This window comes from Streptomyces gilvosporeus, from assembly GCF_002082195.1.
In the GTDB taxonomy this organism is placed as follows: Bacteria; Actinomycetota; Actinomycetes; order Streptomycetales; family Streptomycetaceae; genus Streptomyces; species Streptomyces gilvosporeus.
This window is the reverse complement of sequence record NZ_CP020569.1, coordinates 7,934,462-7,950,632: the sequence shown is the minus strand read 5'-3', so window position 1 is coordinate 7,950,632 and position 16,171 is coordinate 7,934,462. Positions and strand designations below refer to the sequence as shown.

The 16,171-nt window shown below is 72.6% G+C and carries 11 protein-coding genes and 1 pseudogene; 10 read left to right on the top strand and 2 right to left on the bottom strand.

Going from position 1 to position 16,171, the window contains the following annotated elements; genetic code table 11:
- Window positions 1-142: 142 nt before the first annotated feature.
- From B1H19_RS35105 to B1H19_RS35075, 7 genes and pseudogenes are all read left to right on the top strand, one after another.
- Window positions 143-1,201: pseudogene (locus B1H19_RS35105) on the top strand (DEAD/DEAH box helicase); the annotation flags it as partial.
- Window positions 1,198-2,556, top strand: a complete 1,359-nt coding sequence (locus B1H19_RS35100) for an SWIM zinc finger family protein (RefSeq protein ID WP_237289683.1) — start codon at window positions 1,198-1,200, stop codon at window positions 2,554-2,556. The pseudogene B1H19_RS35105 and the gene B1H19_RS35100, both read left to right, overlap by 4 nt.
- Before the next feature lie 312 nt (window positions 2,557-2,868).
- Complete coding sequence (locus B1H19_RS35095; RefSeq protein ID WP_237289947.1) at window positions 2,869-5,805, top strand: glycoside hydrolase family 2 TIM barrel-domain containing protein; 2,937 nt, start codon at window positions 2,869-2,871, stop codon at window positions 5,803-5,805.
- A gap of 148 nt (window positions 5,806-5,953) precedes the next feature.
- Complete coding sequence (gene mmuM / locus B1H19_RS35090) at window positions 5,954-6,874, top strand: homocysteine S-methyltransferase (protein ID WP_107426255.1); 921 nt, start codon at window positions 5,954-5,956, stop codon at window positions 6,872-6,874.
- 137 nt (window positions 6,875-7,011) lie between these two features.
- Window positions 7,012-7,818 (top strand): ABC transporter substrate-binding protein, encoded by an 807-nt coding sequence (locus B1H19_RS35085; RefSeq protein ID WP_237289682.1) that lies wholly within the window; start codon window positions 7,012-7,014, stop codon window positions 7,816-7,818.
- The gene (locus B1H19_RS35080) at window positions 7,818-8,603 is read left to right on the top strand and encodes an amino acid ABC transporter permease (protein ID WP_083108909.1); all 786 of its coding nucleotides are present in this window, start codon (window positions 7,818-7,820) and stop codon (window positions 8,601-8,603) included. The genes B1H19_RS35085 and B1H19_RS35080 overlap by 1 nt, the downstream gene beginning before the upstream one ends.
- Before the next feature lie 5 nt (window positions 8,604-8,608).
- Window positions 8,609-9,430, top strand: coding sequence for an amino acid ABC transporter ATP-binding protein (locus tag B1H19_RS35075; RefSeq protein WP_083108908.1), 822 nt, complete (start codon window positions 8,609-8,611; stop codon window positions 9,428-9,430).
- Between the two features lie 40 nt (window positions 9,431-9,470).
- On the opposite strand, the gene B1H19_RS35070 is transcribed toward B1H19_RS35075, so the two are convergent.
- The gene (locus tag B1H19_RS35070) at window positions 9,471-10,280 is read right to left on the bottom strand and encodes a hypothetical protein (protein WP_083108907.1); all 810 of its coding nucleotides are present in this window, start codon (window positions 10,278-10,280) and stop codon (window positions 9,471-9,473) included.
- 183 nt (window positions 10,281-10,463) lie between these two features.
- The gene (xylA, locus tag B1H19_RS35065; protein ID WP_083108906.1) at window positions 10,464-11,627 is read right to left on the bottom strand and encodes a xylose isomerase; all 1,164 of its coding nucleotides are present in this window, start codon (window positions 11,625-11,627) and stop codon (window positions 10,464-10,466) included.
- Between the two features lie 128 nt (window positions 11,628-11,755).
- Between xylA and xylB the strand changes: the two genes are divergently transcribed.
- From xylB to B1H19_RS35050, 3 genes are all read left to right on the top strand, one after another.
- A complete protein-coding gene (gene xylB / locus B1H19_RS35060) occupies window positions 11,756-13,186 on the top strand; it encodes a xylulokinase (RefSeq protein WP_083108905.1) in 1,431 nt (476 codons plus the stop codon).
- Window positions 13,183-14,451 (top strand): ROK family protein, encoded by a 1,269-nt coding sequence (locus tag B1H19_RS35055; RefSeq protein ID WP_237289680.1) that lies wholly within the window; start codon window positions 13,183-13,185, stop codon window positions 14,449-14,451. The genes xylB and B1H19_RS35055 overlap by 4 nt, the downstream gene beginning before the upstream one ends.
- A gap of 173 nt (window positions 14,452-14,624) precedes the next feature.
- A complete protein-coding gene (locus tag B1H19_RS35050) occupies window positions 14,625-16,034 on the top strand; it encodes a family 2B encapsulin nanocompartment shell protein (RefSeq protein WP_083108903.1) in 1,410 nt (469 codons plus the stop codon).
- Window positions 16,035-16,171 lie beyond the last annotated feature (137 nt).

Below are 16,171 nucleotides of genomic sequence, written 5' to 3'. Positions count from 1 at the left end.
AGAGTTCACCTCCGTCACATCCCGCACATGCACGGGACGAATAATGTCTGAACTCAACGCCCTCTGAAGTGGCCATCACGCACATGTTCACGACGCATCACCACAGATCAGCGACGATGCGAACAGTCTTCAGCGCGGAAAAGCCGACGAGGCACAGCACATCAAGAACCCCTTCTCCGCGACCGCCAGGGCGCTGCGCACGCTCCCGGCGAAGGCACGGGTGGCGCTGACCGGCACCCCGGTGGAGAACAACCTCTCGGAGCTGTGGGCGATCCTGGACTGGACGACACCGGGGCTGCTGGGGCCGCTGGGCCGGTTCCGCAGGCGCTATGCCCAGGTCATCGAGGGCGGTGCGGCGGCCTCCCCGGAGGCCGCCGCGGCGGCCGAGCGACTGTCCCGGCTGGTGCGGCCGTTCCTGCTGCGCCGTCGCAAGTCCGACCCGGGCATCGCGCCGGAGCTGCCGCCCAAGACGGAGACCGACCGCGCGGTGGCGCTGACCGAGGAGCAGGCCGGGCTGTACGAAGCCGTGGTGCGCGAGGGGCTCCAAGAGGTCGCCGGGACGGACGGGTTGGCGCGGCGCGGGCTGGTGGTCAAGCTGCTCACCGCGCTCAAGCAGATCTGCAACCACCCCGCGCAGTTCCTGAAGGAGGCGGAACCGCGCATTCCCGGGCGTTCCGGAAAGGTCGAACTGCTCGACGAACTGCTGGACACCCTCCTCGCCGAGGAGGCGAGCGTGCTGGTCTTCACGCAGTACGTCCAGATGGCGCGGCTGCTGGAGACCCATCTGGCGGCGCGCGGGGTGCCCACGCAGTTCCTGCACGGCGGGACGCCGGTGGCCCGCCGCGAGGAGATGGTGCGCCGCTTCCAGGACGGTGAGGTGCCGGTGTTCCTGCTGTCGCTGAAGGCGGCCGGTACGGGGCTGAACCTCACCCGGGCCGGGCATGTCGTGCACGTCGACCGCTGGTGGAACCCGGCCGTCGAGGCGCAGGCCACCGACCGCGCGTACCGCATCGGCCAGACCCAGCCGGTGCAGGTCCACCGGCTGATCGCGGAAGGCACGATCGAGGACCGGATCGCCGACATGCTCGCCCGGAAGCAGCACCTGGCGGACTCCGTACTGGGCGCCGGCGAGGCGGCGCTGACCGAACTGAGCGATGCGGAACTGGCGGAACTGGTGGAGCTGCGAGGGAGCGGACGATGACCGGAGACTTCGAGGACGGGTACGCGGCCGGCTCGGAAGCGGAGTGGAGCGACGAAGCGTACGCGCCCGGCACCGAGGCCGAGCGGACCTTCGCCGCGCTGCCGCCGGCCCGTGGCGGCGGCTTCGCGCGGACCTGGTGGGGGCAGGCATGGCTCAAGGCGCTGGAGGACACCGCGCTCGACGGTCAGCAGGTCAAGCTCGGGCGGCGGCACGCCCGCGCGGGCGCGGTCGGCGCGGTCTCGGTGCGCCCCGGCCGGATCACCGCGGTCGTCCAGGACCGCGACCACACCCGGCACCGCTCCGACGTGCTGCTCCAGCAGTTCAGCGCGGCGGAGTGGGACCGCCTCCTGGACCTGGTCGCGGACCGGGCGGGGCATATCGCGGCGCTGCTGGACCACGACATGCCGCCGGTCCTGGTGGAGGACGCGGCCGCCTGCGGGATCGAACTGCTGCCGGGCATCGGGGACTTGGATTCCGCATGCAGTTGCGGGGCCTGGGACCACTGCGCGCATACGGCTGCGCTGTGCTATCAGGTGGCGCGGCTGCTCGACCAGGACCCGTTCCTCCTGTTGCTGCTGCGCGGTCGCGGCGAGCGGGAGCTGCTGGAGGAGGTGCAGAACCGCAGCGCGGCGCGGGCCGAGGCGCCGGAGGCTGCGGAGACGCCGTCCGACCGGGCCGTACCGTCCCACAGGGGTGTTCCGGCCGCCGAGGCGTACGCGGCGCGCGACATTCTGCCGCCGCTGCCCGCCCCGCCACCGGCCGTCGAGACCCCGGGTACCGCGCCCGTACTCGGCGGCGGCACCCCGCCCGCGCCCGGGGTGGACCCGGCCGCACTGGAGTTCCTGATCGCCGACACGGCGGCGCGCGCCCAGCGGCTGCTGGCGGAGGCGCTCTCCCCCTGGCATCCGGACACTCCGCCGCCGCCCGCGCTGACGCCCGGTCAGGATGCGGTGCGGCTGGCGGCGGCCGGTCCCGGCGCGGCCGTATCGGCGCGCCTGGCCGCCGGTTCCGGGCGCGAGGGGCGGGGTCTGGCCCTGGCCGTACGGGCCTGGGAGCTGGGTGGCCCGGCCGGGCTGGCGGTCCTGGAGGAGGAGTGGACGCCGCAACCGGAGGCGCTGGCGCGGGCGGCCGACCGGCTCGCGGCCGCCTGGACGGACGACGAGAACCGGCCACGGCTGCGGGCTGCAGGCAGCCGCTGGACGGTCGCCGACGGCACTGCCCAGCTGCGCTACGGGCCGGACGGTCGCTGGTGGCCGTACCGGAAGGACGGCGGCCGATGGATACCGGCCGGACCGGCGTCGGACGATCCGGCGGGCGCGCTGGCCGAGGCGGCGGAGGCGGCAGCGCAGCGGTGAGTGGTGGGGCGGGCGCCTCCCGGGACGGGCGCTCCCCGGCGCCCGCCCCGGCCCCGGCCCCGCCCCGCCCCGGCGCAATCCGCCCCATCCTGCTGCGTCATGCCCCCGCTCGTGATTCGCTGGACCGATCCCCCACCGTCAGGCACGCCGCCCGCAGCAGGAGGACCCGTGACCGGCACTTCGCCGCATTCGCCGCAGCAGACGCCGTACGGACAGCCGCCCCAGCCCGCCGACGAGACGACCACCGCGCACCGCACCGACCGGCACGACCGTCTCCTCCCGTATTACGAGGACCCCTCCCCCGGCACCGGTGTGCTGCCCCCGCGTTCCTGGTTCGCGGCATCGGACGCGCCCCGGATCTCGCTGCACGGCGTCTGGCGCTTCCGGCTCTCGGCGCGGGCCGATGCCGAGGACGACTCCTTCGCCCGGCCGGACTTCGACGACGCCCAGTGGCAGGAGCTGCGGGTACCGGGCCACTGGGTGCTCAAGGGAGCCTTTGCCGCCGAGGGCCCGGAGGAGGGCGAAGGCGGAGCGCAGCACAACGGTGCGCCCGCGTACACCAACACCGCCTACCCCTTCCCCGTCGACCCGCCGCGGGTGCCGGACGAGAATCCGACCGGCGACCACCGGCAGGTCTTCGATCTGCCCGACGGCTGGGGCGAGGGGCCCGCGGTGCTGCACTTCGGCGGGGTGGAGTCCTGTGCCCGGGTCTGGCTCAACGGGCAGGAGCTGGGGCATTTCAAGGGCAGCAGACTGCCGCACGAGTTCGAGGTGGGGCATCTGCTGCGGCCGCGCGGCAATGTGCTGGCGGTGCGGGTGCACCAGTGGTCGTCGGGCAGCTATCTGGAGGACCAGGACCAGTGGTGGCTGCCGGGCATCTTCCGGAACGTGATGGTGCACCGCCGCCCCGAGGGCGCCGTCGCCGACCACTTCGTCCACGCCGGATTCGATCATGTCACGGGCGAGGGCACACTACGGGTGGACTGCGCACCGGCCGGGCGGGTGACCGTCCCGGAGCTCGGACTCGACCTCGCCACCGGGGAGAGCGCCACGGTCTCCGTACGTCCCTGGACCGCCGAGGAACCCCGTCTCTACGACGGCGAACTGGTCACCCCGGGCGAGCGGATCCCGCTGCGGATCGGGTTCCGTACGGTCCGCATCGAGGACGGTCTGCTGAAGGTCAACGGCCGCCGGATCCTGCTGCGGGGCGTCAACCGCCATGAGTTCCACCCGCGTTACGGGCGCACGCTCGGCCCCGAGTCGATGCGCCGCGATCTGGTGCTGATGAAGCGTCACAACATCAACGCCGTGCGCACCAGCCACTATCCGCCGCACCCCGCCTTCCTCGACCTGTGCGACGAGCTGGGGCTGTGGGTCATCGACGAATGCGATCTGGAGACCCACGGTTTCGGGCAGCAGGGCTGGCGGGGCAATCCGGCCGACGACGCACGCTGGGAACCGGCGCTGCTGGACCGGGCCCGGCGCATGGTCGAGCGGGACAAGAACCACCCCAGCATCGTGCTGTGGTCGCTGGGCAACGAGTGCGGCACCGGCCGCGGACTGTCCGCCATGGCCGCCTGGATGCGCGAACGCGATCCGTCCCGGCCGCTGCACTACGAGGGCGACCGCACCTGCGCGGACACCGATGTCTACTCCCGGATGTACGCCGGCCACGCGGAGGTGGAACGCATCGGACGGCGCGCCGAGGAGCCGCTGCCCGACCCGGAGCTGGACGCCCGGCGGCGTCAACTGCCCTTCATCCTCTGCGAGTACGCCCATGCGATGGGCAACGGGCCGGGCGGTCTGAGCGAGTACCAGCGGCTGTTCGAGAGATACGACCGCTGTCAGGGCGGCTTCGTCTGGGAGTGGATCGACCACGGACTGCGGCGGCTGACGCCCGACGGCGAGGTGTTCCACGCCTACGGCGGCGACTTCGGCGAGGAGCTGCACGACGGCAACTTCGTCTGCGACGGCCTGGTCTTCCCGGACCGGGTGCCCTCCCCCGGCCTGGTGGAGTTCAAGAAGGTCATCGAGCCGGTACGGATCGAGCCGCTGCCCGGCGGGAACGGCGGGAGCGGCGTCGACGACGGGACGGGCAGGGTCCGGATCACCAATCTCCACGACTTCGCCGATCTGGAGCATCTGCACTTCCGCTGGCGGTACGAGGTGGGCGGCCTGGGGCGCGGATCCGGAGGGCTGGCGGTACCGCCGCTGGCACCCGGGGAGTCGGCGGATGTGGAGCTGCCGTCGCCCCCGGTGGAGGAGGGCGACACCGGGGAAGCCTGGTGGACGGTGACGGCGGTGCTCGCCGCGGACACGCCCTGGGCGGACGCCGGCCACGAGGTCGCCTGGGGCCAGCTGCCGGCGCCCGCGCTCCCCCTGCCCGATCCCCCGCACCGCGTCCGTGCGACCCCGCGCCGCGGCGAGGGCAATGTGATCGTCCTCGGTCCGGGCACCTTCGATGCCACGACGGGCACGCTCCGCTATCTGGACGGCGTTCAGCTCACCGGCCCCCTCCTGGACGTGTGGCGGGCGCCGACGGACAACGACGAGGGTCCGGCCTGGCTTCCGGGGCCGCATACGGCGGAGAAGTGGCGACGGCTCGGACTGCACCGGATGCGGCATCGCGTCGATGCCGTCGAGCCCGGCCCCGGCGCCCTGGTGGTCCGCACCCGTATCGCCCCGGCCGCCACGGATCTGGCGCTGCGCGCGGTCTACCGCTGGACGGCCGAGGGCACCCGGCTGCGCCTGGAGGTGGCCGTCGACCCCGAGGGCGACTGGCGCGTACCGCTGCCGCGGCTGGGGGTGACGATGGCGCTGTGCGGGAGTCTGGCGCACGCGCAGTGGTTCGGCGGCGGGCCCGGTGAGGGCTATCCCGACACCCGGGCGGCGGCGCGGGTGGGCCTGTGGTCGATGCCGGTGGAGGCGCTCCAGACGCCGTACGTCCGGCCGCAGGAGAACGGCGCCCGGCCCGGTGTGCGCTGGGCCCGGCTGACCCGGTCCAACGGCAAGGGCCTGCGCGTCGAGGGCGATCCGCACTTCTTCTTCACCGCCCGCCGCTGGTCCGTGGCCGAGCTGGCCGCCGCCCGGCACACCACCGATCTCGCCCCCGGCGACCGGCTGTGGCTGCATCTCGACCATGCACAGCACGGCATCGGCAGCGGGTCCTGCGGGCCGGGCGTGCTGCCGCAGCACCGGCTGGAGGCGGCGCCGGCCCGGTTCGCGTTCGTCTTCTCGTCGCTGGGCTGAGGTCGGCGTCGTTCGGCTGCGTTCCCGTCGCCCGGCCGACGTGGCGCGCCCGGCGTTACGATCCGACCACGGGTCGGGCGACGCCACGCCGGGCCCGCCATCCGAATCCGCGGCGGCGCAGCCCGTCGGCACCGAAAGGCACCGCACCATGGCCGGCACCTCCCCGTCGATCGTCGAAGCCCTCGCCGCGGGGCCGGTCGTCCTCGACGGCGGGCTGTCCAACCAGTTGGAGGCCGCCGGGCACGACCTCAGCGATGCGCTGTGGTCGGCCCGGCTGCTCGCCGAGGACCCGGAGGCGGTGGTGGATGCGCATCTGGCGTACTACAAGGCCGGGGCCCAGGTGGCGATCACCGCCAGCTATCAGGCGACGTTCGAGGGGTTCGCGCGGCGCGGCACCGGGGCGGCGCGGGCCGCCGAGCTGATGGCGCGGAGCGTGGAGCTGGCGCGTGCGGCGGCGGGGCAGGCGGAGGCGGTCGGGGTGCGGGGGCCGCTGTATGTGGCGGCGTCGGCCGGGCCGTACGGGGCGATGCTGGCGGACGGCTCGGAATACCGGGGCCGCTACGGCCTGTCGGTGGACGAACTGGAGCGCTTCCACCGTCCGCGGCTGGAGGTGCTGGCCGCGGCCGGGCCCGATGTGCTGGCGCTGGAGACGGTGCCGGACGCCGAGGAGGGCCGTGCGCTGCTGCGGGCGGTGCGCGGGCTGGGAGTTCCGGCCTATCTGTCGTACAGCGTGGCGGGCGACCGCACGAGGGCCGGACAGCCCCTGGCGGAGGCGTTCGCCCCGGCGGCGGAGGCGGACGAGGTGATCGCGGTCGGGGTCAACTGCTGCGCGCCCGGCGATGCGGACCGTGCGGTGCGGCTCGCCGCGCAGATCACCGGCAAGCCGGTGGTGGTCTACCCCAACAGCGGGGAGCGCTGGGACGCCGGGGCGCGGGCGTGGTGCGGCAGCCCGGCGTTCACCGCGGACCGGGTCGCGGCGTGGGCCGCGGCCGGCGCCCGGCTCATCGGCGGCTGCTGCCGGGTCGGCCCGGACGCGATCGCCGAACTGGCGGCGGTCCTGGGCCGGTAGACCCCGGCGGGTGCGGGCAGCGTTACCCAGCCGCAACCACCTGCAACGGCGACAAAGACCCTGGCCATGGCAGGATGCAGGCCAACTCGCAGCATGCACGGCTTGGTTGGATCTTGCTCACCGCGCCTGGAGGACCCGTGTCCGCTCGCTCCGCGTTGCCCGTCCTTTCCGTACTTGCGGCCGTCGCCGTACTCGCCGGGTGCACCAGCACCGCAGCCGGGGGAAACAAGAGTTCCGGCCCGGATCTGGTCTCCGCCGGGAAACTGACGACCTGCACCCATCTGCCGTATGCGCCGTTCCAGGTGAAGAAGGGGGGCGCGATCGTCGGGTTCGATGTGGACCTGGTGGATCTGGTGGCCAAGGACATGGGCGTCCGGCAGGAGATCGTCAACACCCCCTTCGAAGGCATCGAGACCGGCCAGGACTTCACCATCCGCAAATGCGATCTGGCCGCCGCGGGCATGACCATCACCCCGGCCCGGAAAAAGGTGATGGATTTCTCCGACCCGTATTTCAACGCCACCCAGGCGCTGTTGACGAAGAAGGGCAGGCCGGTCAAGAAGGTCGAGGACCTCAAGGGCAAGAAGCTCGGTTACCAGAAGGCCACCACCGGCGGGATCTACGCCAAGGCGCACGGCAAGGGCGTCGAACTGGTGGAGTTCGAGGATCTGGGGCTGCTGCTGACGGCCGTGAAGTCCGGTCAGGTCGATGCGGGGATCAATGACAACGGCGTGCTCTTCGACTATGTGAAGAAGAACCCGGACACCGCCGTCACCGCGGAGTTCAACACCGGCGAGCACTACGGCATCGGCGTACGCACCGGAAACGACGTGCTCCGCAAAAGGATCGACGCGGTCCTCAAGAAGGCGAAATCCGACGGCCGGTACGACCGGATCTACAAGAAGTGGTTCGGCACCACCCCGCAGACGACGGGCCGTTCGTGATGCCGCTGTCCAAGCGGCGGCGCACGCGGGTCATCCGCGGCGTCCAGTACGGCGTCCTGGTCGTCGCCGTGGTGGCCCTGGCGCTGGTGGCCGACTGGCACCAGCTGCGTACGGCGTTCTTCGACGTCGAGGTCGCCAAGGCGCTGTTCCCCGACATCATCACCACCGCACTGGTCAACACCGTTCTCTACACCCTGCTCGGATTCGGTTTCGGACTCGCCCTCGGCCTGGTGCTGGCGCTGATGCGGCTGTCGTCCGTACCGCCCTACCGGTGGATCGCCATCACCTATATCGAGTTCTTCCGTGGCGTCCCGGCGCTGCTGGTGTTCATCGCGCTGGGCTTCGGGGTGCCGCTGGCATTCCAGGTCGCACTCGATATGAACGTCACGGTCATGCTGTCGCTCGGGCTGGTCGGTGCGGCCTATATGGCGGAGACCATCCGGGCCGGAATACAGGCCGTGCCGAAGGGGCAGACGGAGGCGGCGCGTTCGCTGGGGATGTCACAGGGCCGGGCCACGGTCTCGATCGTCATTCCGCAGGCGTTCCGGATCGTTCTGCCGCCGCTGACCAATGAACTGATTCTGCTGACCAAGGATTCCTCGCTGGTGTATCTCCTGGGACTCTCCCTCAATCAGTTCGAACTGGCCAATTTCGGCCGGGACGCGCTCAACGAACACAAGAGCCTGACCCCGGTGCTGATCGCCGGGCTGTGCTATCTGGTGATCACTCTGCCCCTGGGCCAGCTGGTCCGGCGGCTCGAGGCCCGTACGGCGCGGGCGAGGTGACCGCGATGACAACGGAGCCCGTGGCCGGGGCCGCGATCGATGTGCGGGGACTGCGCAAGTCCTTCGGCGCGCTGGAGGTGCTGCGCGGGATCGACTTCTCGGTGGCGCGCGGTGAAGTGGTGTGCGTCATCGGGCCGTCGGGGTCCGGCAAGTCGACCCTGCTGCGCTGTGTGAACCTGCTGGAGGAGCCGAGCGCCGGGCGGGTCACGGTGGCGGGCACGGAGGTGACCGACCCGGAGGTGGACATCGACCGGGTCCGGCGCCGGATCGGGATGGTGTTCCAGTCCTTTCATCTCTTTCCGCATCTGACCGCGCTGGAGAACCTGACGATCGCTCAGCGGCGGGTGCTGCGCCGCGGCCGGGCCGAGGCGGAGCGGATCGCCCGGTCCCACCTGGCGCGGGTCGGGCTGAGCGGCAAGGAGGCGGCCTATCCGGCGCAGCTGTCGGGCGGCCAGCAGCAGCGGGTGGCCATTGCCCGTGCGCTGTCCATGGATCCGGAGTTGATGCTGTTCGACGAGCCGACCTCGGCCCTCGACCCCGAACTGGTCGGCGACGTACTGGCGGTGATGCGCGCGCTGGCGCGGGACGGTATGACGATGCTGGTCGTCACCCACGAGATGAGCTTCGCCCGGGAGGTCGCCGACCGGGTGGTGTTCATGGACGACGGGTCGATCGTCGAGGAGGGCACGCCGGAGCAGGTGGTGGGCGCACCACGGCACGAGCGGACCCGGACGTTTCTGGCGCGGGTGCTGGATCCGGCGGCGGTGGAGATGGAAGGGGCAGGGGAGGCCGAGGTGGCGGCGGAGGCGGACGGCACGGCCGGGTAGCGCCCGGGGGTGCCGCCGCGACCGTACCGTCGGCTCCGGCTCAGGACAGCGGCCCGGTGAGCTTCTTGGTGTTGGTGCGGTTGCCCATCAGGCTGCAACTGACGGTCTTGATGCCGAGCTTGTAGCCCTGGAGGTTGGGGAACTGCACATAGGTGCCCTCGGCGGTGCCGGAGGGCTGCCGCGCGGCCTTGCTCGCCAGCTCCTTCTTGCACAGCGAGGACGCCTTCTGCTTGATGTCCTCGCTGCTGGTGAGGCCGGAGCCCAACTCATGGGTGGTGACGACCTCGGCGTCGTGCGGGCCGTTACAGGAGGCCGAGGTGTTGTTGCCGGCGCCGGACGGCGGCAGGTTGTAGCAGTCGCCGACCTTGAGCTCGTAGAAGGGCAGCCTGCCGTCGCCGGGCGTCGGGTCCGCGGAGCCCGTGGCGTCGTCGGCCGGGGTCTGCGAGGGGTCGTCGGAGGGCGTGGCGGAGGCGCTGTCGGAGGGGGTGGCGCTGGAGGCGGCGGGCTGGGCGCGGTGCGGGCTGTCGCCGCCGCTGTTCATGACGACGACGGTGATGACGGTGGCCACCACCAGGGCGCCGCCCGCGATGATCGCCGCGATGATCTTGCCGTTGCCTCCGCCGCCGGACGGCGGCACGGGCGGCTGCTGCCAGCCACCGGGCCCCGCCGGACCGCCGGGACCGTATCCGCCACCGGGGGGCGGCGGATAGCCACCGGGCGGCTGCTGGCCGGCCGGCTGGGCGTAGCCACCCTGGCCGTATCCGCCCTGGCCGAAGCCACCGGCGGGCGGGCCGAAGCCCCCCGGAGCGTCGTTCGGCGGCTGGTTCGGCGGAGGCGGAGGAAAGCTCATGGCTGAAATGATCGCTTCTTTACGGGGTTCTGGGTGAGGCGGTGACCAACCTGGAACATTCCGGGGTTGAACCGTCCGCCGGGCGCACACCTTTGGACGGGAACACGCCAAGGCAACCCTACGGCCCGGCGGTCACCGGCGTGCACCGGCCCGGCCCGAAGGCGGGGCCGGCGCCCCGGCCGGTCAGGCGACGCCGAGGAGATGGTCGAGGGCCAGCTGGTCCAGGTGCTCGAAGGCCATACCGCGGGCGGCGGCCGCCTCGGCGTCGAAGGTCTCGAAGGCGGTACGGTCCGCCAGCAGCCCGGCCAGTCCGTCCTCGGCGGTGGGCCTCGCCAGCCGGTCCACCCGCGCGGCGCCCAGGGCGGCCTGTACGGCGGGGTCGGCGCGGAAGGCCGCCGCGCGCTCCTTGAGGATCAGATAGTTGCGCATACAGCCGGCCGCCGAGGCCCACACGCCGTCCCTGTTCTCGGTGCGCGGCGGTTTGAAGTCGAAATGCCGCGGCCCGTCGTAACCGGCGCTCTCCAGCAGATCCACCAGCCAGAACGCGGCGCGCAGATCGCCCGCGCCGAAGCGCAGGTCCTGGTCGTACTTGATCCCGCTCTGCCCGTTGAGGTCGATGTGGAAGAGCTTGCCGGACCACAGCGCCTGGGCGACGCCGTGCGCGACGTTCAGGCCGGCCATCTGCTCATGGCCGACCTCCGGATTGACGCCGTAGAGCCCGGGGCGCTCCAGGCGCTCGATGAAGGCCAGGGCGTGGCCGACGGTGGGCAGCAGGATGTCGCCGCGCGGCTCGTTGGGCTTGGGTTCGATGGCGAACCGCAGGTCGTAGCCCTGCTCGACGACGTACTGGCCGAGCAGGTCGAACGCCTCCTTGAGCCGGCCCAGCGCCACCCGTACGTCCTTGGCCGCGCCCGACTCCGCGCCCTCCCGTCCGCCCCAGGCCACATAGGTCCGCGCCCCCAGCTCCGCCGCCAGGTCGAGGGTGCGGAGCGATTTGCGCAGGGCGTAGCGGCGGATGTCGCGGTCGTTGGCGGTGAAGGCGCCGTCCTTGAAGACGGGGTGGGTGAACAGGTTGGTGGTGACCATCGGGACGGCCATCCCGGTGGCGTCCAGCGCGGCGGTGAAGCGCTGCACCGCCGCCGCGCGCTCGCGGCCGTCGGAGCCGTGGGGGATCAGATCGTCGTCGTGGAAGGCGACGCCGTAGGCGCCCAGCTCGGCGAGCCGGTGGACCGTCTCGACCGGGTCCAGCGCGCCCCGGGTGGCGTCCCCGAAGGGATCGCGGCCCTGCCAGCCGACGGTCCACAGGCCGAAACTGAATTTGTCCTCGGGTACGGGCTGATAGCGCATCGCGACTCCCTCGGCGCATTCGTCAACGGGCCTTACAAATTCCGCGGCGGCCAAACTAATATGCGGCAGCACACCGGGGAACCCCCTGGACGGGGCCCGGGAATCGAGCCGCCGAGGGAGAGTGCACGATGGGCGCACAGTCAGCCGGACCGCTCGTCGTCGGGGTGGACAGCTCCACCCAGTCCACCAAGACGCTGGTCGTGGACGCGGCCACCGGCGCCGTCGTCGCGCGGGGACATGCGCCGCACACCGTCAGCGGCGGCGAGTACAAGGAGAGCGACCCGGGGCAGTGGTGGCGGGCGCTGGGCGAGGCGCTGCACCAGTGCGGGGAGGCGGCGCGGCAGGTGTCCGCGCTCTCCGTGGGCGGCCAGCAGCACGGCCTGGTGGCGCTGGATGCGGCCGGGGAGCCCGTTCGGCCCGCGATCCTGTGGAACGACGTGCGCTCGGCGCCCCAAAGCGCGCGTCTGACCGCGGAGTTGGGCGGGGCGCGGGCCTGGGCGGAGCGGGTCGGCAGCGTGCCGGCGCCGGCCTTCACCGTCACCAAATGGGCCTGGCTGCGGGAGCACGAGCCGGAGTCGGCGGCCGCCACGGCCGCGGTGCGGCTGCCGCACGACTACCTCGTCCAGCGGCTGACCGGCCAGGGCGTCACCGACCGCGGCGACGCCTCCGGGACCGGCTGGTGGGCCTCGGCCACCCAGGCATACGACACGGAGATCCTCGACCTCATCGGCCTGCCGCCGGAGGCGCTGCCGCGGGTCGCCGCCCCGGGCGAGGCGGCCGGGACGGTGCACGCCGGCGATCTGCCGCTGCCGCACGGCGCGCTGGTGGCCGCCGGCACCGGGGACAACATGGCCGCGGCGCTCGGTCTGGGACTGCGCCCGGGGCAGCCGGTGCTGAGCCTGGGCACCTCCGGGACGGTCTATGCGGTCTCCCGGCACCGGCCCGCCGATCCGACCGGCACCGTCGCGGGCTTTGCCGACGCCCGCGGCGACTGGCTGCCGCTGGCCTGCACCTTGAACTGCACCCTGGCCGTGGACCGGATCGCGGCGCTGCTGGGCCGGGACCGCGAGGCCGTCGAACCGGGCGGCGGCGCCGTCCTGCTGCCCTTCCTGGACGGCGAACGCACCCCGAACCTGCCCGGCGCCTCCGGGCTGCTGCACGGGCTGCGCCACGACACCACGCCCGGCCAGGTGCTCCAGGCGGCCTACGACGGCGCGGTGTTCGCCCTGCTGCGGGCCCTGGACGAGGTGCTGGACTCGGACACCGCACCCGACGCCCCGCTGCTGCTGATCGGCGGCGGCGCCAGGGGCCTGGCCTGGCGGGAGACCGTACGGCGGCTGTCGGGCCGCCCGGTGGTGGTGCCCGAGGCCGGGGAGCTGGTGGCCCTGGGGGCGGCGGCGCAGGCGGCCGGGCTCCTCCTGGGCGAGGACCCTGCGGCGGTGGCCCGGCGATGGGGTACGGCGCGGGGCGCGCGGTACGAGGCCAGGGAGCGCGACGAGGCGGCGCTGGAGCGGCTGGCGGCGACGCTGACCGCCGGCGAGGGGTTGCTGCGGGGGTGACGCCGGGGGCGACGGACGGCGCGGCGAAGGGCGGCGACACCCAGCGGGCCCTGCGCCGCCGCAATCTGTCCCGGGTGCTGCGGGAGGTGGCGGCCGCCGGGACGGTGTCCCGCGCCGGGGTCGCGGCGCGCATCGGGCTGACCCGGGCCGGGGTCGCGCCGCTGGTCGAGGAGCTGCTGCGGGCCGGGCTGCTGGTCGAGACCGGACGGGCGGCGGGCGGCGGGCGGGGCCGGCCGGGCAGCGGGCTCACGGTCAGCGACCGGGGTCCTGCGGGGCTGGGGGCCGAGATAGACGTCGGCCATCTGGCCGTGTGCGCGGTGGATCTGCGCGGTCGGGTACGCGCCCGGACGGCGGTGGCCGCGGCCAACCGGCACAGCGCACCGGCGCCCGTACTGCGGCGGCTGTCGGCCCTGCTGGCCGAGGTGACGTCCCGGATGGCCGCCGAAGGGCTGCGGCCTGCCGGGCTGACGGTGGCGGTTCCCGGCCTGGTGGCCCGCGGTTCGACGACCGTGGTGCACGCCCCCAACCTCGGCTGGCGCCAGTCGGATCTCGCCTCCGGGCTGGCCGGGATACCGGTGCCGCTCACTGTCGACAACGAGGCGCACCTCGGCGCGCTGGCCGAACTCCGGCTGGGCGGCGGCCCGGACGGGCCCGCACCGTCGGCGGACTTCGTCCATGTCTCGGCGGCGACCGGCATCGGGGCCGCGGTGGTCGTCGACGGCCAACTCCTGCGGGGCGCACGGGGGTTCGCCGGGGAGCTGGGGCATGTGCCGGTGTATCCGGACGGACGCCCGTGCGGCTGCGGGGGCCGGGGCTGTCTGGAGCAGTACGCGGGCGAACGGGCCGTTCTGCGCGCGGGCGGGATCGCCCCGGACGCGGCCGCGCACGCGGGGCCGGGGGCCCGTATCGCGCTGCTCGCGCGGCGGGCGGCCGACGGGGACGCGGCCGCCACGGGGGCGCTGCATGAGGCGGGCACGGCGCTGGGCATCGCGCTCGCCGGGGCGGTGAATCTGCTCGATCCGCGGGCGGTGGTCCTCGGGGGTGCACTGGCCGAACTCGCGCCCTGGATCCTGCCCTCCCTGGAGCGGGAGTTGGCGGTGCGCACGGCCGTCGCCCCGGCGGGCGAACGGCCCGGAGGATGCGTGGTGACGGTGTCGCGGCTGGGGGCGGAAGGGCCGCTGCTCGGGGCGGCGCATTCCGCTCTGGCGACCGTTTTCGACGATCCGATCGGTAGGGGTGCCCCGGCACACTCTCCCCAGAGCTGAACCCGCTAAACCTTTCCATGGAAAGAGATTTCCATGCCACCCCTTCGAGCGATTGTGCTGATTAAAACAGCGCCACTATCGTCGCTTCGGCAGGCCGCCGACGAACGAACTCCCGTTAATGGGCGATCAGTTCCGGCCATGCCGCACCACCCCCCAAAGAGATAGGCGGAGTTGTGACGATTGCCGACGAGACCCACACCGGAAGCCAGGAAGACGCCGCGCATTCCAGCCTGAGTACCACCGCGGCGCAGAATTTGGCGACCACCACCAAAACCGAGCCGCAAATGCAGGGAATCACTTCCCGCTGGCTGCTGCGGCTGCTTCCCTGGGTGCAGGTCTCCGGCGGTACGTACCGGGTCAACCGCCGACTGGCGCACACGGTGGGCGACGGGCGGATCGACTTCGACATCTCCGGCACCGAGGTCACGATCATCCCGGAGGAGCTGCGCGAGCTGCCCGTCCTGCGCGACTTCACCGATACCGAGGCGCTGGCCGCCCTGGGGGCACGGTTCACCCAGCGGGAATACGCCCCCGGTGAGCTGATCGCCGAAGCGGGTGGGCCCGGTGACCGGCTGGTGCTGATCGCCCACGGCCGGGTGGACCGCATCGGCACCGGCAAGTACGGCGATACGACCGTGCTGGAGGCCCTGGCCGGCGGCGACCACCTCGGCGATGCCCCGCTGACCGACGACGACGTGCGGTGGGAGTACAGCTATCGCGCGGTGACGCGGGTGACGGTCGTGGAACTGTCCCGGCAGGCCGCACGGGAGATCGCCGAGCAGGCGCCCGCGCTGCGCGAACATCTGGCCACGGCCGGGCAGCGGCCCGTCCACCCGACGAACTCCAGTGGCGAGAAGGCGGTCGCCATCGCCTCCGGCCACCACGGCGAACCACCCCTGCCCAGCACGTTCGTCGACTACGAACCGGCCCCGCGGGAGTACGAACTCAGCGTCGCGCAGACCGTGCTGCGCTCCCACACCCGGGTCGGCGATCTCTACAACGACCCGATGAACCAGGTCGAGGAACAGCTCAAGCTCACCATCCAGGCGCTGCGCGAGCGCCAGGAACACGAAATGGTCAACAACCGCGAGTTCGGCCTGCTGCACAACGCCGACCTCACCCAGCGCATCCCCACCCGCAGCGGCCCGCCCACCCCCGACGACCTCGATGAACTGCTCGCCACGGTCTGGAAGGACCCGGGCTTTCTGCTGGCCCACCCCAAGGCGATCGCCGCGATCGGCCGGGAGTGCAGCGCCCGCGGCCTGTATCCGACGGCGGTGGACGTCAACGGGCATTCGCTGCCGTCATGGCGCGGGGTGCCGATTTTCCCCTGCAACAAGATTCCGGTGACGCAGGAGGGCACGAGTTCCATTCTGCTGATGCGTACCGGCGAGGAAAAGCAGGGCGTCGTCGGGCTGCACCAGACGGGAATTCCCGATGAATACGAACCGGGCCTGTCGGTACGTTTCATGGGAATCGACGACCGGGCGCTCCTCAACTACCTCGTCAGCGCCTACTATTCGGCGGCCATTCTCGTCCCGGATGCCCTGGGCGTTCTAGAGGACGTGGAAATCGGCCACTGAAGGCAGGCGCCGACATCCCCCGCATCCCCCGCCGCCCTGAATTTCCGCGGCCCTCCCTCGTAGGCAGTCCGACCGGCAGCACTCGGCACCACCCGGCAGCACCCCGCAGTACTCAGCACCGACAGAACAGGTGAGCT

Excerpts from the sequence above, each read along its gene's own strand:
- B1H19_RS35070 (WP_083108907.1), bottom strand. The coding sequence starts at position 10,280 with ATGAGCTTTCCTCCGCCTCCGCCGAACCAGCCGCCGAACGACGCTCCG.
- xylA (WP_083108906.1), bottom strand. The coding sequence starts at position 11,627 with ATGCGCTATCAGCCCGTACCCGAGGACAAATTCAGTTTCGGCCTGTGG.
- mmuM (WP_107426255.1), top strand. The coding sequence starts at position 5,954 with ATGGCCGGCACCTCCCCGTCGATCGTCGAAGCCCTCGCCGCGGGGCCG.
- xylB (WP_083108905.1), top strand. The coding sequence starts at position 11,756 with ATGGGCGCACAGTCAGCCGGACCGCTCGTCGTCGGGGTGGACAGCTCC.
- B1H19_RS35075 (WP_083108908.1), top strand. The coding sequence starts at position 8,609 with ATGACAACGGAGCCCGTGGCCGGGGCCGCGATCGATGTGCGGGGACTG.
- B1H19_RS35080 (WP_083108909.1), top strand. The coding sequence starts at position 7,818 with ATGCCGCTGTCCAAGCGGCGGCGCACGCGGGTCATCCGCGGCGTCCAG.
- B1H19_RS35100 (WP_237289683.1), top strand. The coding sequence starts at position 1,198 with ATGACCGGAGACTTCGAGGACGGGTACGCGGCCGGCTCGGAAGCGGAG.